At 48.2% G+C, this 23,025-nt stretch carries 23 protein-coding genes; all 23 read right to left on the minus strand.

Annotation, left to right across the window (positions count from 1 at the left end):
• Positions 1–72: 72 nt before the first annotated feature.
• The 23 genes from IRJ25_RS07765 to IRJ25_RS07875 all read right to left on the minus strand — a co-directional run bounded on the left by IRJ25_RS07765 (position 73) and on the right by IRJ25_RS07875 (position 23,015).
• Positions 73–999 (minus strand): bifunctional riboflavin kinase/FAD synthetase, encoded by a 927-nt coding sequence (locus IRJ25_RS07765; protein WP_214684466.1) that lies wholly within the window; start codon positions 997–999, stop codon positions 73–75.
• Positions 1,000–1,015: 16 nt separating this feature from the next.
• A complete protein-coding gene (truB, locus tag IRJ25_RS07770) occupies positions 1,016–1,930 on the minus strand; it encodes a tRNA pseudouridine(55) synthase TruB (RefSeq protein WP_251124888.1) in 915 nt (304 codons plus the stop codon).
• Positions 1,931–1,975: 45 nt separating this feature from the next.
• The gene (gene rbfA, locus IRJ25_RS07775) at positions 1,976–2,320 is read right to left on the minus strand and encodes a 30S ribosome-binding factor RbfA (protein WP_159562106.1); all 345 of its coding nucleotides are present in this window, start codon (positions 2,318–2,320) and stop codon (positions 1,976–1,978) included.
• A gap of 18 nt (positions 2,321–2,338) precedes the next feature.
• Complete coding sequence (gene infB, locus IRJ25_RS07780) at positions 2,339–4,546, minus strand: translation initiation factor IF-2 (protein ID WP_074037217.1); 2,208 nt, start codon at positions 4,544–4,546, stop codon at positions 2,339–2,341.
• A gap of 21 nt (positions 4,547–4,567) precedes the next feature.
• Positions 4,568–4,864, minus strand: coding sequence for a YlxQ family RNA-binding protein (locus IRJ25_RS07785; RefSeq protein WP_015881428.1), 297 nt, complete (start codon positions 4,862–4,864; stop codon positions 4,568–4,570).
• On the minus strand, positions 4,861–5,136 hold the full coding sequence (gene rnpM, locus IRJ25_RS07790; protein ID WP_193343251.1) for an RNase P modulator RnpM: 276 nt from the start codon (positions 5,134–5,136) through the stop codon (positions 4,861–4,863). Before rnpM ends, IRJ25_RS07785 begins: the two co-directional genes overlap by 4 nt.
• Positions 5,133–6,296 carry a transcription termination factor NusA gene (nusA, locus tag IRJ25_RS07795; protein ID WP_074037219.1) on the minus strand — a complete coding sequence of 388 codons (1,164 nt, stop codon included), beginning with the start codon at positions 6,294–6,296 and terminating at the stop codon, positions 5,133–5,135. The genes rnpM and nusA overlap by 4 nt, the downstream gene beginning before the upstream one ends.
• A 14-nt stretch (positions 6,297–6,310) precedes the next feature.
• On the minus strand, positions 6,311–6,781 hold the full coding sequence (gene rimP, locus IRJ25_RS07800; RefSeq protein WP_015881425.1) for a ribosome maturation factor RimP: 471 nt from the start codon (positions 6,779–6,781) through the stop codon (positions 6,311–6,313).
• Positions 6,782–6,900: 119 nt separating this feature from the next.
• Positions 6,901–11,193: a PolC-type DNA polymerase III gene (locus IRJ25_RS07805; RefSeq protein ID WP_269318056.1), complete on the minus strand. Its 4,293-nt coding sequence runs from the start codon at positions 11,191–11,193 to the stop codon at positions 6,901–6,903.
• A 70-nt stretch (positions 11,194–11,263) separates the two neighbouring features.
• Entirely contained in the window at positions 11,264–12,964 is a 1,701-nt protein-coding gene (locus tag IRJ25_RS07810; protein WP_269318057.1) for a proline--tRNA ligase, read from the minus strand.
• Between the two features lie 32 nt (positions 12,965–12,996).
• Positions 12,997–14,247, minus strand: coding sequence for an RIP metalloprotease RseP (gene rseP, locus IRJ25_RS07815; RefSeq protein ID WP_015881422.1), 1,251 nt, complete (start codon positions 14,245–14,247; stop codon positions 12,997–12,999).
• A gap of 3 nt (positions 14,248–14,250) precedes the next feature.
• Entirely contained in the window at positions 14,251–15,408 is a 1,158-nt protein-coding gene (gene dxr / locus IRJ25_RS07820) for a 1-deoxy-D-xylulose-5-phosphate reductoisomerase (RefSeq protein WP_264092414.1), read from the minus strand.
• A gap of 14 nt (positions 15,409–15,422) precedes the next feature.
• Complete coding sequence (locus IRJ25_RS07825) at positions 15,423–16,220, minus strand: phosphatidate cytidylyltransferase (protein ID WP_159562101.1); 798 nt, start codon at positions 16,218–16,220, stop codon at positions 15,423–15,425.
• Position 16,221: 1 nt separating this feature from the next.
• Positions 16,222–16,959, minus strand: a complete 738-nt coding sequence (locus IRJ25_RS07830) for an isoprenyl transferase (RefSeq protein WP_264092413.1) — start codon at positions 16,957–16,959, stop codon at positions 16,222–16,224.
• An 84-nt stretch (positions 16,960–17,043) separates the two neighbouring features.
• Positions 17,044–17,604 carry a ribosome recycling factor gene (gene frr / locus IRJ25_RS07835; RefSeq protein WP_031421698.1) on the minus strand — a complete coding sequence of 187 codons (561 nt, stop codon included), beginning with the start codon at positions 17,602–17,604 and terminating at the stop codon, positions 17,044–17,046.
• The gene (gene pyrH / locus IRJ25_RS07840; RefSeq protein ID WP_015881417.1) at positions 17,601–18,326 is read right to left on the minus strand and encodes a UMP kinase; all 726 of its coding nucleotides are present in this window, start codon (positions 18,324–18,326) and stop codon (positions 17,601–17,603) included. The genes frr and pyrH overlap by 4 nt, the downstream gene beginning before the upstream one ends.
• Positions 18,327–18,436: 110 nt before the next feature.
• Positions 18,437–19,318, minus strand: a complete 882-nt coding sequence (gene tsf / locus IRJ25_RS07845) for a translation elongation factor Ts (RefSeq protein WP_078146717.1) — start codon at positions 19,316–19,318, stop codon at positions 18,437–18,439.
• 117 nt (positions 19,319–19,435) lie between these two features.
• Entirely contained in the window at positions 19,436–20,176 is a 741-nt protein-coding gene (rpsB, locus tag IRJ25_RS07850) for a 30S ribosomal protein S2 (RefSeq protein ID WP_015881415.1), read from the minus strand.
• A 152-nt stretch (positions 20,177–20,328) separates the two neighbouring features.
• Entirely contained in the window at positions 20,329–20,721 is a 393-nt protein-coding gene (locus IRJ25_RS07855; protein ID WP_269318058.1) for a hypothetical protein, read from the minus strand.
• Between the two features lie 12 nt (positions 20,722–20,733).
• On the minus strand, positions 20,734–21,504 hold the full coding sequence (locus IRJ25_RS07860) for a FliA/WhiG family RNA polymerase sigma factor (RefSeq protein WP_159562099.1): 771 nt from the start codon (positions 21,502–21,504) through the stop codon (positions 20,734–20,736).
• A 12-nt stretch (positions 21,505–21,516) separates the two neighbouring features.
• Positions 21,517–22,002 (minus strand): chemotaxis protein CheD, encoded by a 486-nt coding sequence (locus IRJ25_RS07865; protein WP_031421691.1) that lies wholly within the window; start codon positions 22,000–22,002, stop codon positions 21,517–21,519.
• Positions 21,995–22,594 (minus strand): chemotaxis protein CheC, encoded by a 600-nt coding sequence (locus IRJ25_RS07870; RefSeq protein WP_015881411.1) that lies wholly within the window; start codon positions 22,592–22,594, stop codon positions 21,995–21,997. The genes IRJ25_RS07865 and IRJ25_RS07870 overlap by 8 nt, the downstream gene beginning before the upstream one ends.
• Positions 22,584–23,015 carry a chemotaxis protein CheW gene (locus IRJ25_RS07875; protein ID WP_015881410.1) on the minus strand — a complete coding sequence of 144 codons (432 nt, stop codon included), beginning with the start codon at positions 23,013–23,015 and terminating at the stop codon, positions 22,584–22,586. Before IRJ25_RS07875 ends, IRJ25_RS07870 begins: the two co-directional genes overlap by 11 nt.
• Between the last annotated feature and the right edge of the window lie 10 nt (positions 23,016–23,025).

Genomic DNA, 23,025 nt, shown 5'->3' on the forward strand with positions numbered 1-23,025 from the left:
GGTGAATCGACCAGCCAAGCGAAGCGGTGTACTTTGCGTACTTGACAAGGATAGCGTACCCGCTCTTGAAAGTCAAGATAGGATTGAACGAGCTGCCACCTCATCTTCTTTTAGTTGAGCGACCAATGCATCCAACCCATCGAACGCGCGTTCATTCCGAATATATTGGATCCACTCGATTTCGATGACTTGTCCATATAAATCCTCGGAGAAGTCGAAGAGATGGCTCTCAACAGAGACCGATCCCGTCTCATAAAACGTCGGACGACGTCCAACATTCGTCATCGCGTGGAACATCCGTCCGTCCGGTAGCGTGACTCGAGTCGCGTATACGCCCAATCGTGGCATGACGTACGAAGCGTCCATCAACACGTTCGCAGTCGGGAAACCGATTGTACGCCCTCTCGCATCACCGTGAATGACTTCGCCACAGATCACGTATGGCGTACCGAGGAGTTCATGTGCGGCATCGACCTGTCCCTCTGCCAAGAGTTTACGGATGCGGGTAGATGACACTTTTTCCCCATCCATCGTCTGCTCTGTGACGACAGACGTCGTGAATTGGTCACGCGCATGGTACGGAAGTGTCTCCATCGTCCCTTCTCCAAACTTTCCATAAGAATAATCAAAACCAGCAGTCACGTGCACGGCTCCGGCACCGATCAAATAATCATCGACAAACTGTTGCGGGGACAAATTGGCCAATTCTTTTGTGAATGTCAAGACGAGGCAACGCTCTACCCCGAGCGCTTCGATGCGCTTCAGTTTCCGGGACAGCGGTGTAATATAGCGGACCGCATCCGGTTTATTGGAGAGTACTTGTTTCGGATGAGGATCGAACGTGACGACCGTCACCGGCAGGTTGTGCTCCGCTGCCACACGCTTGGCGTGATGGATTACAGCTTGATGCCCTTTATGAACACCGTCGAAGAAACCGAGTACCATAATGGACGGATACACGTCGGGTGTTTCTGGATAAGTGAGATGTCTTGTTTCCATACTGTCAAATTCCCCCTTAGTCGATAGCCAACATGACCTCGACTGTAGCGTCTGTCGTTCCTTCTTGTCTTCGATATAAAGCAAGAGGGATTCCTTCTTCATTATAGACAGTAAATAACTCAAATTCGAGCGAAACGCCGTTCAGTTTCCCGCCGTTGCGAATATAGCGTTCCCGATTCTTTGGAATGGTGATCATTGGCCAGCGTTTGATCACATCTTCGAGAGGAATGACATACGCCATTCGCTCCTCGACCGTTTCAAGTGTTTGAAGCGTTCCGAGTGTTACCGCGGTCGCTTCATCAAACGTTCCTGAGCTCGTCCGTCTGAGTTCGCTCATATGGGCAGGGTAACCGAGTTTCTCCCCAATCTGAACGGCGAGCGTTCGAATATACGTCCCTTTCCCACAGTCGATTTCCATTCGGAATCGACAGACGTCCGCTTCGAATATCAATTCACTCGTCCGCTCCAGACGATGAATCTCGACCGTCCGCCGAGGTCGTTCGACGGTCTGCCCTTTCCGAGCATACTCGTACAACTTCTTCCCATTTACTTTGACCGCCGAGTAGTACGGCGGGATTTGTTCAATCCTCCCTGTCAATTGGCGCATCGCCTCGTCAATCTGGGTTGCATCCAAATCGTTCGGTGTGACTGACTTCTGCGCGACGACCTCGCCATGCGCGTCCTCGGTCATCGTGGCGGTACCAATCGTCACCTCGGCCACGTAACGCTTCCCTTCATCTGTGATAAAACGCGATAACTTTGTGGCGCGCCCTAAACAGATGGGCAATACGCCTGTCACTTCCGGGTCAAGCGTACCTGTGTGACCGACCTTTTTCGTCTGGAACAATTTTCGTAATTTAAATACGCAGTCATGACTCGTCATGCCAGCATCTTTATCGAGTACGAGCACTCCGTTCGGTTCCAATTTCATCCCTCCATATAAAAAAGGGAGAACGACGTCTCCCCTTTCAAATTATTAATCTTTGTTCAAATCACGAATCAACGAATCGATATGGCTACCATATGCGACTGAAGAATCATATTCAAACGAGATCTCTGGTGTTTTACGAAGACGGATGCGATTCCCGATTTCGCGACGGATAAACCCTTTCGCCTTATCGAGACCAGCTTGCGTTTCTGCTTTCACATCTTCCTCATCACCAAGCACCGTATAATAGACTGTTGCTTGCTGTAAGTCACCTGTCACATCTACGCTCGTAATCGTAGCGTTTTTTGTACGCGGGTCACTGACTTCCCGTAACAAGACATCTGTTATTTCTTTACGCATTTGCTCGGCAACACGTTGGGCACGAATTTTCATACGTGATCCCTCCTCACATTATTTACGTTCGACTTCTTTCATGACGAACGCTTCAATGACATCGTCTACTTTGATGTCATCAAATTTCTCTACTTTAATCCCACACTCATAACCAGTCGCAACTTCTTTCACGTCATCTTTGAAACGACGAAGCGTATCGAGTTTACCTTCGTAAATCACGATTCCGTTACGAATGACACGGACACCGGCGTCACGTGTGATTTTACCTTCTGTCACATAACAACCTGCAATCGCACCGACTTTCGAAACTTTGAAGACGTCACGGACTTCGACTTGACCTGTGATTTCTTCCACGAACTCTGGGTCAAGCATCCCTTTCATCGCGCTCTCGATTTCTTCGATTGCGTTGTAGATGATGCGGTGGAGACGCATTTCAACGTTCTCTTGTTCCGCCATCGAACGTGCGTTTCCATCAGGACGGACGTTGAATCCGATGATGACAGCATTCGCAGCTGAAGCGAGGATGACATCACCTTCCGTGATTGCACCGACACCTTGGTGAACGATGTTAACTTTGACGCCTTCGACATCAATCTTGCGGAGTGAACCAGCCAATGCTTCGGCTGACCCTTGAACGTCTGCTTTGATGATGACGTTCAAGTCTTTCACTTCACCTTCTTGAATGCGGCTGAACAAATCATCAAGACTTACTTTCGCCGACTCACGACGCTGTGACTCAAGGTAACGTTGGTAACGTTTTTCCCCGATTGCACGTGCTTTCTTCTCATCTTCGAAGACGATGAACTGGTCACCCGCTTGTGGAACGTCGTTCAAACCAGTGATTTCAATCGGTGTAGATGGTCCGACTTGTTTCACACGGCGACCGATATCGTTGACCATCGCACGGACACGACCGAACGTGCTACCGACGACGATTGAGTCTCCGATTCGAAGTGTACCGTGTTGAACGAGAAGTGTCGCGACCGGTCCACGTCCTTTATCGAGTTTCGCCTCGATGACTGAACCACGAGCTGGCATGTCTGGTGTCGATTTATATTCTTCGACTTCAGAAACGAGGAGAATCATCTCGAGCAATTCATCGATTCCTTCGCCTTTGATGGCAGAAATCGGAACGAAGATTGTTTCGCCGCCCCACTCTTCAGGGATGAGACCGAACTCTGTCAACTCTTGTTTGACGCGGTCAGGGTTTGCCCCTTCTTTGTCCATTTTGTTGACTGCCACGATGATTGGAACATTCGCTGCCTTTGCGTGCGAGATTGCTTCCTCTGTTTGTGGCATGACGCCATCGTCAGCCGCAACGACGATGATCGCGATATCTGTCACTTCGGCACCGCGGGCGCGCATCGTTGTGAAGGCTGCGTGACCTGGTGTATCGAGGAATGTGATTTTCTTATCGTTGACTTCAACTTGGTAAGCACCGATGTGCTGCGTGATTCCGCCCGCTTCTCCTGCGACGACTTTCGTGTTACGAATCGAGTCAAGAAGTGTCGTTTTCCCGTGGTCGACGTGACCCATGATGGTAACGACAGCTGGACGTTCTTCAAGGTCATATTGTGAGAAGTCGATCTCAACTGTTTCAAAGTCTGTCTCATCGACAACAACTTCTTTTTCAACCTCAAAGCCGAATTCCGCAGCGAGTAATTCAACCGTTTCATCATCAAGCGTTTGGTTGATGGTTGCCATGACACCGAGACCCATCAACTTCATGATGATTTCGTTTGGCTTTTTGTTCATTTTTGAAGCAAGGTCAGACACGCTGAGTACATCGTCATACTTGATGACGTTGCCCATCTCTGCCTCTTGCGCGAGACGTGCTGCTTTACGCTGACTTGTCTTCGAGTTTGGATCGGCTTCTTGTGGCACAGCCGCTTTTACCGGCTTGCCTTTGCCTTTCCCTTTTCCACGTTTTTTATTGCGTGGGTCGTTGTTTCGGTTGTCGTTACGATTTTGTCCACCGCGATTGTTTTGACCGCCACGGTTCTGTTGTCCCGCTTGTGGACGTGGCGATTGTGCTTCTTTTTTCTCTTGCTTCGGCTCATTCGATGTTGACGTCGCTTTCGCTTCCGCTTGTTTTTCAGCACGATATTTTTCAGGATTGAACACACGATCCAATTGTTTTACCGTTTCCTCATCGAGGACGGCCATATGGTTTTTCACCGGTTTGTTCAATTTTTCTAATTGAGTAATGACTTGTTTACTCGTTACATTCTGTTCTTTTGCAAATTCATAGACGCGTTTTCCCAAAGCATCCACCTCCGTTAATAGTTAAGAGAGAAGTTGCTTAAGCTTGTTCGCAAATCCGGATTCTGTCACCGATACGACGACACGCATGTCTTTACCGAGTGCGGCCCCGATTGTATAGCGATCGCTCACTTCAATCAATGGCACTTGATAAGACGCACATTTGTCAGTGACTCGTTTTTTCGTCGAGGCACCTGCATCTCCGGCTAGAATGACGAGCTTGGCACGACCCGCTCGTACATCCTTTAATACAAACTCTTCTCCCATCGTTACTTTCCTCGCTCGAGCAGCAAGGCCTAACAATGATTCCCACTGGCTCATGATTCGCCACCTGCGACAGCTTTCAACTGTTCATACAAGTCGTCGCTCGTCTTTACTTTCAAGTGATGGTCGAGCGTCCGTTTTTTCTCTGCTTGACGGACGACTTCGATATCTTTTGATAAGTATGCGCCACGACCGTTCACTTTACCGGTCTGATCGATGACCACGTCACCTTCAGGCGTCCGAACGACACGAATCAATTCTTTTTTCGGGAGCATTTCTTGTGTGACCACACACTTACGCAAAGGAAGTTTCTTTTGCTTCATGGTCATTCCTCTTCTTTCACCGCAGTCGTTTCAACTGTAGCATCTGATAAGTCTTGTTCTACTTCATTTTGAACAATTTCTGGTTCTGATTCAACTTTTTCAGCGAACGTATCGAACAAATCAAGTGCTTCGGCATCCGTTTCACTCTTGATATCGATTTTCCATCCTGTCAATTTCGCAGCGAGACGGGCGTTTTGACCACGTTTCCCGATCGCGAGTGACAATTGATAGTCCGGTACGACGACTGTCGTCGATTTTGCTGGCTCGTTGACATATACCGCAACGACCTGAGCCGGGCTGAGTGCGTTACGAACGAACTCTTTCGGGTCTTCAGACCAACGGACGATATCAATTTTCTCGCCGTTCAATTCGTCGACAATCGTTTGAACACGTTGTCCTTTCGGTCCGACACAAGCGCCGACTGGGTCGACGATATCCGAATGTACAGCGATTTTCGAACGGTCACCCGCTTCGCGTGATACTGACATCACGTCCACTGTTCCGTTTGAAATCTCTGGAACTTCGAGTTCGAACAAACGGCGCAAAAGTCCCGGATGCGTACGCGAAACTTGAATCGCTGCACCTGAACCTTTCGTCGTTGAATCTACTTTTGTCACGTATACTTTGATGCGATCATGAATTTGGTATGACTCGTTCGGCATCTGTTCATTCGGTGTCAATACAGCTTCAATGTTGTTTTCGAGACCGATATAAAGGTTGCGTGGGTCAAAACGCTCCACGATCCCTGTCATGATTTCATCTTCTTTGTCAGCGAAGTGGTTGTAGATGCGTTCGCGTTCCGCTTCACGCATCTTCTGTGTGACGACTTGTTTTGCCGTCATCGCCGCGACACGTCCGAAATCACTCGGTGTGACTTCTTCTTTATGGAAATCGCCGAGCTCATAGTTCGGATCGATTTCATGTGCTTCTTCGAGTGAGAGCTGTTGGTCCGGTTGCGTGAGGCGCTCTACGACTTCTAACAAAGCGTAGACACGGATATCCCCCGTCACCTGATCAAACTCGACTTTCACGTGCTCGTTCGGGTTCGCCACGTTGCGGCGATACGCAGAAATGAGCGCTTGTTCGAGTGCATCGATAATGATATTTTTGTCGATTCCTTTTTCTTTGGCAATCTGATCGATTGTAGTGAGTAATTGTGGACCCATCTTCTTCCCTCTCCTTAACTAAACGTGACCGCTAAGCGGGCTTGTGCAATTTTGTCAACCGGTAGCGATACCGCTTTTTTTCTTGTCTTGATGCGTGTCTCGATCACGACCGTTTCCCCATCATATGCCGTCAAAATTCCTTCAAACTCTTTGGCACCATCGATCGGAGCGAACGTTTTCATGTAGACATTTTTGCCTACCGCACGTTCAAAATCGCTCGGCTTTTTCAGCGGACGCTCCGCACCAGGACTCGAGACATCAAGATAATAAGCCTGTTCAATCGGATCGGTTTCGTTTAGTTTTTCCGAGAGCTGTTCATTGATATTGACGCAATCGTCCAAATCGACGCCCCCCGGCTTATCGATATAGACGCGCAAGAACCAGTCTGGACCTTCCTTAACAAATTCCACATCGACCAATTCCATGTTTTCTCGTTCTACGATCGGCAACGCAATCGATTCAACGACTTCTGTTATTTTGGACACTCTCATCCCTCCTTCTGGCTTTTACATACAAGAAAGGAGTAGGGTTCCCTACTCCTTTCCGTCGTAGTATCCAACTTTGTTCGATACTAATATATCATATTTTCCCGATAAATCGCAACTTACACCCCAAAATCGAAGAATGAGAGTTGGTTCTCATCAGGCAGACCTTCGAGACATTTCATCGTATCGAGTGTCTCGATGACCGTTTTCGAAAGTTTCGCACGTTTCCGCAAATCTTCTTTCGAAAGGAACTGTCCTTCTTCCCTTGCTTCGACAATCGCTTTTGCCGCATTCGTTCCCAGTCCATCGACCGCGTTGAAAGGTGGAATCAGCGTATTGTCTTCAATCAAGAACTCTGTCGCACTCGACCGATACAAGTCGATGTTTTGGAACTTCATTCCCCGCTCGAGCATTTCGAGCGCAAGTTCGAGGACCGTGTGTAGCCCTTTATCCTTCGCTGTCGCATCGAACCCTTTTTCTCGAATATCCGACATCGCCTTACGAACGGCCTGGGGACCTTTGATCATCGCGGATAAGTCAAAATCTCCCGCTCGAACGGTAAAGTACGTCGCATAGTACAGAATCGGATGATGTACTTTAAAGTATGCAATCCGGACCGCCATTAACACGTAGGCAGTCGCGTGTGCTTTCGGGAACATGTACTTGATTTTCTTACAAGACGAGATATACCATTCCGGCACGTCATTCTCTCGCATCTCGGACTCCATCTCTTCCGTAAGCCCTTTCCCTTTCCGGACGGATTCCATGATTTTAAAGGCGAATGACGGTTCGAGGCCCGCGTAAATCAGATAGACCATGATGTCATCTCGACAACCAATCACATCCTTCAGTTCGCACGTCCCGTTATAAATCAATTCGTTCGCGTTCCCGAGCCAGACGTCTGTTCCGTGGGATAGACCGGAAATTTGAACGAGCTCCGAGAACGTCGACGGTTTTGTCTCTTCAAGCATCTGACGAACGAATTTCGTCCCGAATTCTGGAATCCCGAGCGTCCCGGTTTTCGATTCAATCTGTTCTGGTGTCACCCCAAGCACTTCTGGTGAAGAAAAAATCTTCATGACTGTCGGGTCATCTGTCGGAATCGTCTTTGGATCGATACCAGACAAATCCTGTAACATCCGGATGACGGTCGGGTCATCATGCCCGAGAATATCAAGTTTCAATAAGTTGTCATGGATGGAGTGGAAGTCGAAGTGAGTCGTCTTCCATTCAGACGAATTGTCATCCGCCGGATATTGAATCGGGGAGATATCCGCGATGTCCATATAGTCCGGTACGACGATGATACCCCCTGGATGTTGCCCCGTCGTCCTTTTTACACCGGTGACCCCAGAAACGAGACGGTCGACTTCGGCGTTCCGGTAAATCTTATCGTTCTCGGTCGCATAGCCTTTCACGTATCCATAAGCCGTTTTGTCGGCAATCGTTCCGATTGTCCCGGCACGATAGACGTATTCTTCTCCGAACAGTACTTTTGTATAGGCGTGGGCATGCGGTTGATATTCACCTGAGAAGTTCAAGTCGATATCCGGTACTTTGTCCCCTTTGAAACCAAGGAATGTCTCGAACGGAATATCATGACCGTCTTTTTTGTACCACGTGCCGCACTCCGGACACTCCTTGTCTGGCAAGTCATACCCCGAACCGACCGATCCGTCATTAAAGAAATGTGAGTGCTGACAGTTCGGACAGACGTAGTGAGGCGGTAGCGGGTTGACTTCGGTGATTTCCGTCATCGTTGCGACGAGACTCGACCCGACCGACCCCCGCGAACCGACCAGATATCCATCATCGAGTGATTTTTTAACGAGTTTATGCGAAATCAAATAAATGACGGCGAACCCGTGACCGATAATCGATTTGAGCTCTTTCTCAAGACGCGCCTCCACGATTTCAGGCAACTCGTCTCCATAGATGGAGCGAGCCATGTCGTAGCTCATATTCCGAACCTCATCATCTGCCCCTTCAATTTTAGGTGTGTACAAATCATCTGGGATGATTTGAATCGACTCAATCTGATCGGCGATTGCATTCGGATTCGTGATGACGATTTCACGCGCTAAATCGTCACCTAAAAACTTGAACTCTTCCATCATTTCTTTTGTCGTCCGGAAGTGCGCATGTGGTAATTCCTTACGCGTATTGATGAAGTTTGCCCCACCTTGTGTACGAATCAAGATTTCGCGATAAGACCGGTCGGACCGATCTAAATAGTGCACATTCCCTGTCGCACAAACCGGTAACTCGGCCTTCTCGGCGACACGAATGATGCGCTTAATGATTTCGCGGAGTTCTAATTCATTCGTCACGATCTCTTTATCAATCAAATGGTGGTAGAGTGCCGGCGGATGAATCTCGATAAAGTCATAAAATGACATCATCTTCTCGAGTTCATCATCCGACTTGTTCAAGGCGGCGTCAAAAATCTCCCCGTTATCACAAGCCGAACCAATCAATAATCCTTCTCGCCGTTTCACAAGCTCGGAACGTGGCATGCGTGCCATCCGATACAAGTAATCGATGTGAGATAAGGAGATGAGCTCGTATAAATGACGAAGTCCTGGCTTTTTGTTTTTCGCGTAGATGGTCGCATGGAACGGACGAATCTTCGATACATCACTGCCGACTTTCGCGTTCAACGAGCGATGTGTCGTCATTTCGAACATCTGCTTAGCGAGATCGAGTAACTTCATGAGCAAATACGCCGTTGCTTCCGCATCGTAAATGGCACGGTGATGTTGTGTCAGTTCGATATCGAATCGCTTCGCGAGTGTATTGAGTCGATGATTCTTCAACGTCGGCATCAACGTTCGAGCAAGTTCGAGGGTGTCGATGACCGGGTAATCGTCCGGTTCATGCCCACCACTACGGAGTGTCGCCTCGAGGAAGCCCATGTCGAATGACGCGTTATGGGCAACGAGAATGCTGTCGCCACACCACTCGACGAACTGTTTCGTGATTACTTCCGGGTCCGGTTGACCTTGGACCATGTCATCCGTGATCCCTGTCAATTCAATCGTGGTCGCTGACAAGGCATGTTTCGGGTCTGCGAACGCCTCAAACCGGTCAATGATTTCCCCGTCCTTGATTTTAACCCCGGCAAGTTCGATGATTTTATTGTAGACGGCAGAAAGTCCCGTCGTCTCGACGTCGAAGACGACGTATGTCGCATCATCCAATGCCACATCGGTCGCATGATAAGCGACAGGGACACCATCATTGACGATGTTCGCCTCGACTCCGTATAACACTTTGATATCATTTTTCTTCCCGGCATAATAGGCTTCCGGGAACGCCTGAACTCCAGCATGGTCGGTAATGGCAATGGCACGGTGTCCCCATTTTGCGGCACGAGCGACGAGCGACGAGACATTTGTGACGGCATCCATTTGGCTCATCTGTGTATGCGCGTGAAGTTCGACGCGTTTCTCACCTTCCCATTCGTCACGTGGTGGTTCTACTTTCACTTCTTGAAGTTGAGATGCCATCATACATAGTTCGCGCATGAACGAATCATCTTCGACCCGACCGGCCGTTTGAATCCACATCCCTTTTTTGACGGCACTAAGCATACGGTCGTCATCGTCATCGCGTGCAAATACCTTCACAATCAATGAGTCTGTGTAATCCGTCATCTTGAACGTGAATAGTTTCTTACCACTCTTCAACTCTTTGCGCTCTGCTGAGAAGACGAGTCCACGAATCGCGACACGTCTTTCTTCCTCGATAATCGTCTTGATTGGGACAATCTCATCTTTAATGAGCGCACCCATCCGGATTTCTGTAATCGGTTCGTCGTTCGTTTCTGTTGCCTTGGCGAATTGGGCAGCCAGTGCCATTTTCGCTTGTTCGATATCTTCTTGAACGACCTGTTCGCGAAGGGCTTGATTTGCCTCAGCGTCTTCCGAAAATTGAGCCTGACACGGTTTTTTTGTGAACCCATAGGCACTATAGAGCGCCTGTACTTCTTGACAGAGCTCTTTGTCCACATAACTCGCCTCAGGTGCGGAACGCACCGGAATCATAAGTTTGTTCTGCTCGAATCGTGGCGAAACGGAGCCGAAATAACTGCGCATCGCGCCAGATACTTGGCTCAACTCGCTGACGATTCGTGGCCAATAGTCGATATAGTCTTGCTCGCTCCCACCCGCTACTGTCGAGAACCGAGCGTACACCTCATCCGCAAACGTTGCATAACGGCTTTCTAGTCGACTCATGAACAATTGATGCACGTCGTATGGCAATACTGCTGGAAATGAAAAATAGAACGTCCACGTCCGTCGCTTCTTATTGACGACGAGTCGTGAGAGTTCGGCCTGATCAAACAGGTCCGTCTCGGTCGTGATCCCAAGGTCACTTAATAATAATTGCATCTTTTGATTTGCTTCCACGGGTCCGTCTTTCCCCCTTTATGCCAATTCGACAAATGAAGGTGACCGCTTCCGCTGTCACCTTCATCCATTAATGAACTTCGCTAAATTTTGAAGCGATGACTTCTTTCAATTCACCGATTGATGTTTCAATCACTTCACCTGTTACACGTACTTTCACTTCAACGATGCCTTCGCCAGCTTTTTTCCCGACGTTCACGCGAATCGGGAGTCCGATCAAATCTGCATCGGCAAACTTGACGCCCGCACGTTCTTTCCGGTCGTCGAACAAGATATCGTATGTTTGACCGAGCTCTTCATAAAGACGGTTCGCCAACTCGACTTGCGTCTCATCTTTTGCGTTGATTGCAATCAAATGAAGATCGAACGGCGCTACGTTACGTGGCCAAATGATTCCACGGTCGTCGTGATGTTGTTCGACAATGGCTGAAAGTGTGCGTGACACCCCAATGCCGTAGCAACCCATGATGAGTGGTTCGGCACGCCCCTCTTCGTTGAGGAATGTCGCACCCATCGCTTCTGAATATCGTGTTCCGAGTTTAAATACTTGTCCCACTTCAATCCCACGAGCAAAACGAACCGGACCGGACTCATCCGGTGCCAAATCGCCTTCGACAACGAAACGTAAATCGTGGTATGTCATCTCGGCAAGGTCGCGCGCAGCATTTACACCCGTGTAGTGTGTGTTCGCCTCGTTAGCACCACAGACAGCATCCACTAAGTATTTGACCGCATAGTCGGCAACGACTTTGACTGGAGCGTTAATCGGTCCGAGTGTACCTGGTGCACAGTTGAACAACTCAACGATTTTCGCTTCTTCTTCGAGTTGAATGTCGAGTCCACCGAGTGCGTTCTTCACTTTGACTTCATTCGCTTCGTGGTCGCCACGAACGATTGCCATGACGGTTTCGCCATCCACGTTAAACAAGACAGATTTGATTGTCGTCTTCGGATCCACATTCAAGAATGCCGCCACGTCCTCAATCGTACGATTTTCTTCCGTGTTCACTTTTTCGAGAGGACGAACGTCAGCTTGTTGCATCTCATAACGGTCGAGCGTTTCGGCCATCTCGATATTCGCCGCATAGTTCGATGTGTCCGTGTAGACAATTGTATCTTCACCAATATCCGCAAGCGCTTGGAATTCATGCGTGTCTTTCCCGCCGATTGCCCCAGAGTCTGCGACGACCGGACGATACTTCAGTCCTGTACGGTCGAAGATACGTGAGTAGGCATTATACATGTTGGTATATTCTTCATCTAAGTCTTCTTGTGTCGCGTGGAATGAATAGGCGTCTTTCATCAAGAATTCGCGTCCGCGCAGCAATCCAAAACGTGGTCGACGCTCATCACGATACTTCGTTTGAATCTGGTACAAGTTCATCGGAAGTTTTTTATACGAGTTGAGCTCGTCTCGGACGATCGATGTAATCAATTCTTCGTGTGTCGCACCGAGTGCGAAGCGACGGTCATGACGGTCCGTCAAGCGCATCAACTCAGGACCGTAAATACCCCATCGTCCTGTCTCTTCCCAAAGTTCTGCCGGTTGGATGGCAGGCATCAATAGCTCTTGAGCTCCGGCACGATTCATCTCTTCACGGATGATCGTTTGGATGTTGTGTAACACTTTATGTCCGAGTGGAAGATAAGAATAAATTCCTGCCGCATTTTGACGGATGAATCCTCCACGGACGAGGAGTTGATGGCTGACTGCTTCCGCGTCAGCCGGCACTTCTCTCAATGTAGGCATGAGCAATCTAGATTGTTTCATACAGTTCAACGTTTCCCTTCTCTACAAACAGCTTATTTAAAGAATGATTGAATGTCGTTCCAAGTGACAATCAACATTAAAATCATCAAGAGTGCGAATCCGATAAAGTGGACGAATCCTTCCTTTTTCGGATCGATTGGACGTCCGCGTACCGCTTCGAACAAGAGGAAAATCAAACGTCCTCCGTCTAACGCTGGCAATGGGAGCAAGTTGAAGATGGCAAGGTTGACGGAGAGAAGCGCTGTCCAATTCAACAGCATGATCAAACCGCTCGCCGCTACTTCATCTGTCATCCGTACAATCCCGACCGGACCTGCTAGTTGATCGACACCGACTTGTCCTGTCACCAAATCACCGACCGCAGAGAAGATCAGCGTCGACATCGTCCATGTCGTTTCCGCCCCCGTCGTCACGGCTTTGACCGGTGATCGTTCGAGCGCGTTCGTGACACCAAGAATCCCGACCGTCTCTCCGTTTTGTTCGACTGCTTGTGGTGTAAGGGTGACAGTTGCTTCCTCTCCATCACGGACATACGTGACTTCCGTAGGGGTGTCCGCGCGGTCTTCTAAAGCAGATCGCAAGTCGAGCCAATCGGTAATCGGCTCGCCTTCAATCGAGACGATTTCATCCCCACTCATCAAACCAGCCTCATCAGCGGCTGAATCCGGTTGAACCGTACCAATTTGACCATCGTTCGTTGGGGTTCCTTGAACGAGCCCAACAATGATGAGCAAGATGAACGCCAAGACAAAGTTCATCGCCGGACCGGCTGCGATGGCCAAGACACGCTTCCAAACCGACTGGGCCCCAAACGTTCGATCATACGGTGCAATTTGAATTTCCATCCCTTGGTCGACAAGGAGTGTGTCTCGCTCTAATGAATAGACCCGCACTTCCTCATCGATGAGAAGTTGAACTTTCAACTCATGTGTCGAATCGAACTTATCGACGGTTCCGACGACATGGACATCTGTAGCCGTGTCCGGTTGGAAGTAGACACGATCGACCGTCCCCTGTTCAGTGAGACGAAGTCCGACATGCTGACCCGCTCGGACTTCAATCGGTTCAAAATCTTCTCCGGCCATTTTGACGTAGCCACCGATTGGTAAAAGACGAATGGTATAGAGCGTTTCATTTTTACGGAATGAAACAATTTTTGGACCGAATCCGATTGCAAACTCGTGACAGAGAATGCCTGCCCGTTTCGCCATGACGAGGTGTCCCCATTCGTGTACCGAAATGAGAACGCCAAACATCAAAACGATGGCGATAAAAGTCGTCATGATTTATTCCCCACCTTCAATTCCTTGCTGAATCTGTTGACGTACTGCTTGGTCAACTTCTAGAATTTGCGCGAGCGTCGGCTCGGCAATGACCTCATGTCGAGCCATCGCTTCTTCGACGAGTCGTTCAATCTCTAAAAACGTGATCTGACCGTTCAAGAATAGGTCCACTGCCACTTCATTGGCTGCATTCAAGACGGTTGGCATGGAACCACCGGCTCTTCCTGCTTCGAACGCTAACCGGAGTGCCGGGTAACGATTGAAATCAGCCTCTTCAAAATGCAGCTTTCCGATTTCCTTCAAGTTTAACCGCTTATTCCCCTCGATTTCAAGCCGCTTCGGTCCCGATAGCGCATAAAGGATCGGACCGCGCATATCCGGGTTTCCAAGCTGGGCCATCACGGCAGCATCTTTAAATTCGACCATCGAATGAATAATCGATTCTCGATGCAAGATGACTTCAATATCATTATAATCGATATCGAACAGCCAGTGTGCCTCGATGACTTCCAAGCCTTTGTTGAACATCGTCGCCGAATCGATTGTGATTTTTGCTCCCATTGACCAGTTCGGATGATTCAGTGCGTCTTCAACAGTCACATCAGCCAGCTCATCGCGTGAACGATCACGGAAACTACCGCCTGAAGCCGTTAGAATAATCTTTGATACATCTTCTCTTCGTTCCCCGTTCAAACATTGATAAATCGCGGAGTGTTCACTGTCGACAGGCAATAGGTTGACCCCATGTTCTTTCACGGCCGCTTTGACAAGATGTCCTGCGGTAACGAGTGTTTCCTTGTTGGCGAGTGCAATATCTTTCCCTGCTTGAATCGCCGCAAGCGTCGGTTCGAGTCCAATTGCTCCAACGACTGCCGTCACGACGATGTCAGCCCGTTCTGCCGTCGCACACTCTTTCAGCCCCTCCGGTCCAATAAAATAGAGAGGTTCATATGTAAGACGTGGCTTCAACTGTTCGAGTACTTCGATACTCGTTGCCGACACATATTTTGGTCTAAGTCGATTGATCCATTCCGTGGCGACATCGACGTTCGTTCCGAACGCATACGCCTCAAGTTCAAACAGGTCGGGGTGCTGTTCGATGACGTCACAAGTTTGAACGCCAATCGAACCAGTCCCACCAATTAAGCTAATTCGCTTCATTTCGACACTCCTTTTTAAAGCAGATTAAACACCCAAATGACGGTAAAGACCGCAATCATACTATCAAACCGGTCTAAAATGCCACCATGTCCTGGTAACAGGTGACCCGAATCTTTGACTCCATACTGGCGCTTATAAGCAGACTGCACCAAATCTCCGAGCTGTCCGACTACCGCCACGACAATCGCTAAAATGACGACCTCAATTATCGGCAAAATCGGATCAATCCAGACGAAGATGATACCGAGTACAATCGCAGACACAATGCCCCCAATCGCCCCTTCAATCGTCTTGTTCGGACTAATCGATGGCCATAATTTGGCTTTCCCGAATGCCTTTCCGGTAAAATATGCTCCCGAGTCCGTCGCCCAAATCATAAACAAGATTAGCAACACTTTCGATAGACCGTCCTCAGAGAGCCGGACTAACGCAAAACTAGAGAAACCGACGACCAAATAGACCGCTGAGACGAAGTAAAAACTAGCGTCTTCATACGTGAACCGATTTTTCGTGACCACTGTCCAAAACAGCAACAACACGAGCCCTAAGACGAGCCATTGTTCAATCGAGAACGGAAGTTCATCCGTGACAACCTGATTCTCAATCAATAATAAGAGGAATGGGAACGCCACGAGGAGCGCTGTCACCAAGAACGGAAACGCCAACAGCTTATGCTGTCGCATCAACGTGAATTCACTCAATCCGATGAGTGCTAAAATCCCCATCAATGAAACAAATGCATTTCCTCCAAGCGCAATTACCGTGATGAAGATGGCTCCTGCCCATAGTCCTGTAATAATACGTGTCTTCATGTTACACCCCACCAAAACGTCGCGTGCGCGCGTTGTATGATTCAATCGCTTCTACAAAATGCTCACGCTTAAATTCCGGCCACAATACTTCTGTGAAATGAAGTTCAGCATATGCGCTTTGCCATAATAAAAAGTTAGAGAGTCGTTGTTCCCCGCTCGTCCGAATAACGAGATCCACGTCTTGAACGTGTGTCATGAGTCGTTCACCAATCATACGGTCATCGATATCGTCTGCCTGAACCAAACCGGACTGAATGTCTCCTGCAATGCTGCGCATCGCTTGAACGAGCTCATCCCGTCCCCCGTAGTTGAGTGCGAAGACAAGATTCAACCCTGTGTTCGCGACGGTCCGTTCTCTCGCCTCGTTAACGGCTTCTCGTGTCTCTCGTGGGAGTTTCGACGTATCTCCCGCAACGAGCACTCGTACATTCTGTTCGTGGAGTTCTTTCAAATCGGTCTCCAAAAACTGTTTCGGCAGTTTCATCAAGAATGAGACTTCCTCTTCCGGACGAGTCCAATTCTCTGTAGAGAACGCATAAAGCGTCAGAGACCGAATCCCGAGTTCTTGTGCTGTTCGTACCGCTTCCCGGATGGACTTCATCCCTTCCCGGTGACCCATGATGCGAGGGAGACCACGTTTTTTGGCCCAGCGTCCATTTCCATCCATAATGATGGCTACGTGCTCAGGAACACTTAACTCCGCCTCGATTTTCGTTTTAGGATTCACCCATTTAAACATTCTGTTATCCTCCTGATTGTATGAAAGAAGGACCCTCTCAGAAAAAGGGTCCCCACACAGCTTTTTGGTATACCACTTCCGTGATTACACTTCCATGATTTCTTTTTCTTTAATTGCTGCAGATTCATCAATCTTCTTGATATACGAATCCGTCAACGTTTGAACGTCATCTGCATATCCGCGGAGATCGTCTTCTGTTAACTCGCCATCTTTCTCGAGTTTCTTCAAGTTTTCATTTGCGTCACGACGAACGTTACGGACAGCGACTTTCGCTTCTTCTGCGTATTTTTTCGTGACTTTAACTAATTCTTTACGACGTTCTTCCGTCAATGCAGGAATCGCCAAACGAATGACCGTACCGTCAGATGATGGAGACAAGCCGAGGTCTGCCTTTTGAATCGCTTTCTCTACTTCAGAAACCATTGACTTATCCCATGGTTGAATCAAAAGTAGGCGCGCTTCTGGTGTATTGATGTTTGCCACTTGATTGAGTGGTGTTGGGACACCATAGTAATCAACTTGGACAGGATCCAAAATCGATGCGCTGGCACGGCCAGTGCGAAGCGTTCCAAAATCACGTTTAAGTGAAGAATGCGCTTTTTCCATTTTTTCTTCAGCTGTTTTCAATACTTCTTTGACACTCATGAATTGACTCCTCCTACTACCGTCCCGATATGTTCCCCGAGAACGACACGTTTAATGTTACCTTCTTCAAGCAATGAGAATACAATCAATGGAATGTGGTTGTCCATACAAAGTGACGTTGCTGTCGAGTCCATGACTTGAAGTCCATCCTTTAAGACGTCAAGATAAGACAACGTATCGTACTTCACTGCCGTCGCGTCCAATTTCGGATCAGCTGAATAGACGCCGTCCACATTGTTTTTACCCATTAAGATGACATCAGCTTCGATTTCAGCCGCACGGAGGGCAGCTGTCGTGTCCGTTGAGAAATATGGGTTTCCTGTGCCGGCCGCAAAGATAACGACGCGTCCTTTTTCAAGATGACGCATTGCGCGACGACGAATGTATGGTTCAGCAACTTGTCGCATTTCAATTGATGTTTGGACGCGCGTTTGGACACCGTACGTTTCAAGGCTATCTTGAAGAGCAAGTGAGTTCAATACAGTTGCGAGCATACCCATGTAATCTGCGTTTGCCCGATCCATCCCGAGTTCACTACCCGTCTTTCCACGCCAAATGTTTCCGGCACCTACAACAACGGCGACTTCTACACCCATCTCGATCAATTCTTTAATTTGACTTGAGATTGAGTTTACAATGTTAGGGTCGATCCCGTAACCTTGATCTCCAGCGAGCGCTTCTCCACTCAATTTTAACACAATTCGTTTATATTTCGGTTCCATAACTTTGCCTCCTCTTGCTTGAAAAAAGGGAACACGCTCCCTTAACGAACTAACTCAAGGTTATACAGACGTGTTCCCATTTTTAGTTGCATCACTGATTGTGACACAGATTATTTTTTAAGTTGGTTCATAACTTCTTCAGCAAAGTTCTCTTCACGTTTCTCCATACCTTCTCCTACTTCGAAGCGTACGAACGAGTTGATTTTTCCGCCTTTTGATTCTACGTACTTACCAACTTTGAAGTCGCTGTCTTTTACGAACGTTTGGTCAACGAGGCAGATTTCCTCGAAGTACTTGTTCATACGACCAGCAATCATCTTCTCAACGATGTTAGCAGGCTTGCCTTCGTTAAGTGCTTGCTCAGTCAAGACTTTCTTCTCGCGGTCGATTTCTTCAGCTGATACTTCATCGCGTGTCGCGTAAAGTGGACGTGCTGCAGCAACGTGCATTGCAACGTCTTTAGCAACTGTTTCGTCAGATGTGCCGTCGATTACAACGACTGACCCGATGCGACCACCCATGTGGAGGTACGTACCGAATACTGCATCGTCAGCTTTTTCAAGAACAGCTACACGACGGAGTGAGATTTTCTCTCCGATTGTCGAAGCTTCTTCTTGAATGTACGTTTCAAGTGTTTTACCTGCTTCGTACTCAGCCGCGAGTGCAGCTTCTGCAGTTGTTGCTCCTGATGCGAGTACTGCTTTTGCTACGTTGTTTACGAGTGTTTGGAACTTCTCGTTCTTCGCCACGAAGTCTGTTTCTGAGTTGATTTCGACGAGCACAGCTTTGTTGCCTTCAACTGCTACTGCTGTCAAACCTTCAGCGGCGATACGATCACCTTTTGCTGCTGCTTTAGCGATTCCTTTTTCGCGAAGGAAGTCGATTGCTGCTTGCATGTCACCGTCTGTTTCAACGAGTGCTTTTTTGCAATCAAGCATTCCTGCTCCTGTTTTTTCACGAAGTTCTTTTACCATTGCTGCTGTAACTGCCATCGGAAATTCCTCCTTGTAAAACTAACGAATTTTAAGAAAAAGCACAGGGCTTTTTGATTACATGTCCTAAAAAAAGGTGATAAAAGGCTTTCCCTTTATCACCTATTGTCTCACTGATTACTCAGCTTCTGTAGCTTCAGCTTCTGTCGCTACAGCTTCTTCAGCAACTTCTTCTTCACCTTGCTTCGCTTCGATGATTGCATCTGCCATCTTAGAAGTGAGCAATTTAACTGCACGAATTGCATCGTCGTTCGCTGGGATTACGTAGTCGATTTCGTCTGGGTCACAGTTTGTGTCGACAATCGCAACGATTGGGATGTTCAATTTGTGAGCTTCCGCGATTGCGATACGCTCTTTACGTGGGTCAACGATGAAGAGGGCGTCAGGCACACCAGGCATATCCTTGATTCCGCCGAGGAACTTCTCAAGACGAGTCATTTCTTTCTTCAAGATGATGACTTCTTTCTTAGGAAGTACTTCGAACGTGCCGTCTTCTTCCATTTTTTCGAGTTGCTTCAAGCGGTTGATACGCTTTTTGATTGTTGAGAAGTTAGTGAGTGTTCCACCCAACCAACGCTCGTTAATGAAGAACATTCCAGAACGGATTGCTTCCTCTTTGATTGTATCTTGAGCTTGTTTTTTCGTACCAACGAAGAGGACGTTTCCGCCTTCTGCCGCGAGTTCACGAACAAAGTTGTAAGCTTCGTCTACTTTTTTGACCGTCTTTTGAAGGTCGATGATGTAGATCCCGTTACGCTCTGTGAAGATGTATTTCGCCATTTTTGGGTTCCAACGGCGTGTTTGGTGACCGAAGTGTACACCAGCTTCAAGCAATTGCTTCATTGAAATTACTGCCATGATAAATTTCCTCCTTGTGGTTTAAAAAAGTCCTCCGCCTCGTTCATTGTTGTATTCCGACCTTTCGGCACCGAGGAATATCATCCCGAGACGTGTGTGATGTGTTTAACACCGAGAATTACTATAGCATATGTCACGAAATCCGGCAACTCTCACTTTTTACGAAGTTTCGCATAAAGCGCAAGCTCGCCCTCGCCTTTTCCGAGGATACGGGCAGCGTCCCGCACGGAATGTCGCAACAAGACATCGTCCACGTCGATTGACGCGGACGGGGTCGTCTCTTCTGTCGCCTCTACGACCGTTTGGATGGACTCATTGACAGGGAGCGATGAAGCTTCTTCCTGTTGAACCACGTTCGAACGTTCAACGGGTTCTTGAACAACGAGGTCGTTCATCGACTCCATGAATGAAAGAAGCAACGTTTCGGTCTCTTGCTTCTCTCGTTCGAGCCGTTCGACTCGTTCCTGAAGCGCTTGGACTTGTCGGTAGCCGAATAAAAAAACGTAAGCAACCAAACAAGCTGTGATCACATATACAATATACACTTGTTCATCTCCTTACGATGTCTTTTCTTCTAAATAGGACCGACCGAGCGCGTGTTTTAATGTCTTCAACGCTTTGGAATGAATTTGCGAAATCCGTGATGTTGACAGTTCGAGCACTTCCCCAATCTCCGTCAACGTCAGTTCGTCAAAGTAAAACAAAGAGACGACGAGTCGTTCTTTTTCGGATAAATGGTCGACTTCTGCTGCCAGCACATCAATCAATTCGCGTTGCAACAACGTATCTTCTGGCTTTTCAGAATCCGGGTCGAAATACGTGACAGACATGACTTTTCCTTCTTCTTGCAACGTCACGGCCTCATCAATCGACAACATATTGGCAAAGTACCCTTCCGCCATCGTTCGTTCGATTTCTGCAATCGGTAAGTCGCATGCCGAAGCTAACTCGCTCTTCGTTGGAGCACGATGTAACGACTGTTCAAGCTGTTCTGCCACCTGATCGATTTTTTTCACTTTTTCTCGAACCGACCGAGGTAACCAATCCACTTTTCGTAAACCGTCGATAATGGCTCCACGAATCCGAAACGCAGCATACGTATCAAATTTATTATTGTGCTCTGGATCATATTTCATAAGGGCATCGTACAATCCCATGTAACCCAAACTTTTCAATTCGTCGCGTTCGACGCTCTTTGGAAGCGTCACGATCATCCGTTGTACGTGGTAGTGGATGAGAAACTCGTAATGTGCTAGTAATTCGTTTGCTGTATCCATATCACGGTCCATATTCCAGCGATCCCACAACTGTGTAAGATGAGTCGTCATGTCGATCCCCCCTTATAGTTCTTTCGTACCCACGCTCACCGTCCGAATCGATAAGACAGATGTTGCGACATCAAACTCGATTGTCCGCCCGTTATGTCCGCCACAATCTTCTGCCACGAGCGGAATACGATGGACTTTTAATGCTTGGCGGATGGCCTCGGCGTTTCGCTCACCGATTCGCATCGCCTCGTTCTCATATTTAAACTGAAACATCTGAGCGCCGCCTGCCATCTTTGCTTGAAGCCGTGTGGCCCCTTCTCGTTTCAATGAATGCACGAGTGTATCAATGGCTGTATCTGCGTATTTTCCTACTTCAATCGTCTGGTTCTTACGAGCAATCGTCGAGTCCGGCAACATGACATGTGCCATCGCTGCCAATTGGAGGCGGGTGTCATATAAAATGACACCCACACATGACCCGAGTCCGGCTGTACGTAACCGATTTGGTGCGGTCGTCTGCTTCCATTCGGCAATGCCGATTTTTAATACATCAGCCATTGCCAAGCAACCGTTCTTGAATCCGTTTGAGCGACCCATGTGTTGGTAGGAACAACACATGTCCTGCACTTACTTTTTGATCAATCATAAATGTCGTGTCGATATAGAGCGCCGCGTCTTCCTCAGGTTGTACAGACGTGACGACAAATTCAACAATCGAACCTGCCATATCGATGGCCGTTGCCGGCACTTGAATCATAATCGGTGTCTGTAACCAGTCACCTAGCGCTCGCGCATAAGCACCGCTCATAATATTCCCGACCTCTTCCCAAGCCGATTGGCCGAGCTCATCAAAAGAATCAAATGAATATGGCATCCCAATCAAGGTCGAAACCATTTGCTCGGCATCTTCCACGGCGAACAAAATGAGGATCATTCCACGAATATCACCATCTAATTCCAACAAGACCGAGGCAACATGTCGTTCCGGACCGCCGACTCGCTCTGGTAAATAGGTGATCGGTTCCATTTCGGCAGAAGACACGGTAATGTTCACCGGTTTCGAAAGCATTGCCGACAAGGCAGTCGCCGCATGTCCAGACCCTATATTTCCCAGTTCCTTTAACAGGTCTTGTTCAAACTCACTCAGCATACTGTTCCTCAAACAACGCATTCGCATCGAGTAAAGAGAAGAGTTTATCTTCTCCTTTTGCGATGGCTGTCAAATGTGCCGAGAGCATATCGCGGCTCGATTCCGGAATCGGTTCGATTCGTACTTCGTCGCTTTCCACGACCTCATTCGCACGGTCGACGATAAATCCGGCATCTCCTTGATTCAACGAGGCGATCAGGATTCGTGTCTCATCCGTTGGTTCGATTTCTTCGTAGCCGAGTCGCAAGCGAAGGTCGATGACCGGCGTGACGACACCACGAAGGTTGATGACCCCTTTCACATGTGACGGTGCGTTCGGCACTCGTGTGATCGGCTGAAGTCGCTCGATTGAACGGACCGACTGTACGTCGATCCCATACGTATTTTCTTCAAGTGAAAAGACTACCCATTTCTGTTCCATCAATATTCCT

Origin of the sequence: Exiguobacterium sp. KJ 601, assembly GCF_027161185.1 — a bacterium.
Classification (GTDB): domain Bacteria; phylum Bacillota; class Bacilli; order Exiguobacteriales; family Exiguobacteriaceae; genus Exiguobacterium; species Exiguobacterium profundum.

Coding starts and splice junctions, on each gene's coding strand:
- IRJ25_RS07810 (WP_269318057.1), bottom strand. CDS start 12,964: ATGAAACAATCTAGATTGCTCATGCCTACATTGAGAGAAGTGCCGGCT.
- IRJ25_RS07875 (WP_015881410.1), bottom strand. CDS start 23,015: ATGGAACAGAAATGGGTAGTCTTTTCACTTGAAGAAAATACGTATGGG.
- rpsB (WP_015881415.1), bottom strand. CDS start 20,176: ATGGCAGTAATTTCAATGAAGCAATTGCTTGAAGCTGGTGTACACTTC.
- IRJ25_RS07765 (WP_214684466.1), bottom strand. CDS start 999: ATGGAAACAAGACATCTCACTTATCCAGAAACACCCGACGTGTATCCG.
- truB (WP_251124888.1), bottom strand. CDS start 1,930: ATGAAATTGGAACCGAACGGAGTGCTCGTACTCGATAAAGATGCTGGC.
- IRJ25_RS07870 (WP_015881411.1), bottom strand. CDS start 22,594: ATGCTGAGTGAGTTTGAACAAGACCTGTTAAAGGAACTGGGAAATATA.
- frr (WP_031421698.1), bottom strand. CDS start 17,604: ATGAGTGTCAAAGAAGTATTGAAAACAGCTGAAGAAAAAATGGAAAAA.
- dxr (WP_264092414.1), bottom strand. CDS start 15,408: ATGAAGCGAATTAGCTTAATTGGTGGGACTGGTTCGATTGGCGTTCAA.
- IRJ25_RS07865 (WP_031421691.1), bottom strand. CDS start 22,002: ATGGCTGATGTATTAAAAATCGGCATTGCCGAATGGAAGCAGACGACC.
- IRJ25_RS07830 (WP_264092413.1), bottom strand. CDS start 16,959: ATGTTTAAATGGGTGAATCCTAAAACGAAAATCGAGGCGGAGTTAAGT.
- tsf (WP_078146717.1), bottom strand. CDS start 19,318: ATGGCAGTTACAGCAGCAATGGTAAAAGAACTTCGTGAAAAAACAGGA.
- IRJ25_RS07860 (WP_159562099.1), bottom strand. CDS start 21,504: ATGACGACTCATCTTACACAGTTGTGGGATCGCTGGAATATGGACCGT.
- rbfA (WP_159562106.1), bottom strand. CDS start 2,320: ATGAAAATTCGTGCCCAACGTGTTGCCGAGCAAATGCGTAAAGAAATA.
- rnpM (WP_193343251.1), bottom strand. CDS start 5,136: ATGACCATGAAGCAAAAGAAACTTCCTTTGCGTAAGTGTGTGGTCACA.
- pyrH (WP_015881417.1), bottom strand. CDS start 18,326: ATGGAACCGAAATATAAACGAATTGTGTTAAAATTGAGTGGAGAAGCG.
- IRJ25_RS07825 (WP_159562101.1), bottom strand. CDS start 16,220: ATGAAGACACGTATTATTACAGGACTATGGGCAGGAGCCATCTTCATC.
- nusA (WP_074037219.1), bottom strand. CDS start 6,296: ATGGGTCCACAATTACTCACTACAATCGATCAGATTGCCAAAGAAAAA.
- rseP (WP_015881422.1), bottom strand. CDS start 14,247: ATGACGACTTTTATCGCCATCGTTTTGATGTTTGGCGTTCTCATTTCG.
- IRJ25_RS07785 (WP_015881428.1), bottom strand. CDS start 4,864: ATGAGCCAGTGGGAATCATTGTTAGGCCTTGCTGCTCGAGCGAGGAAA.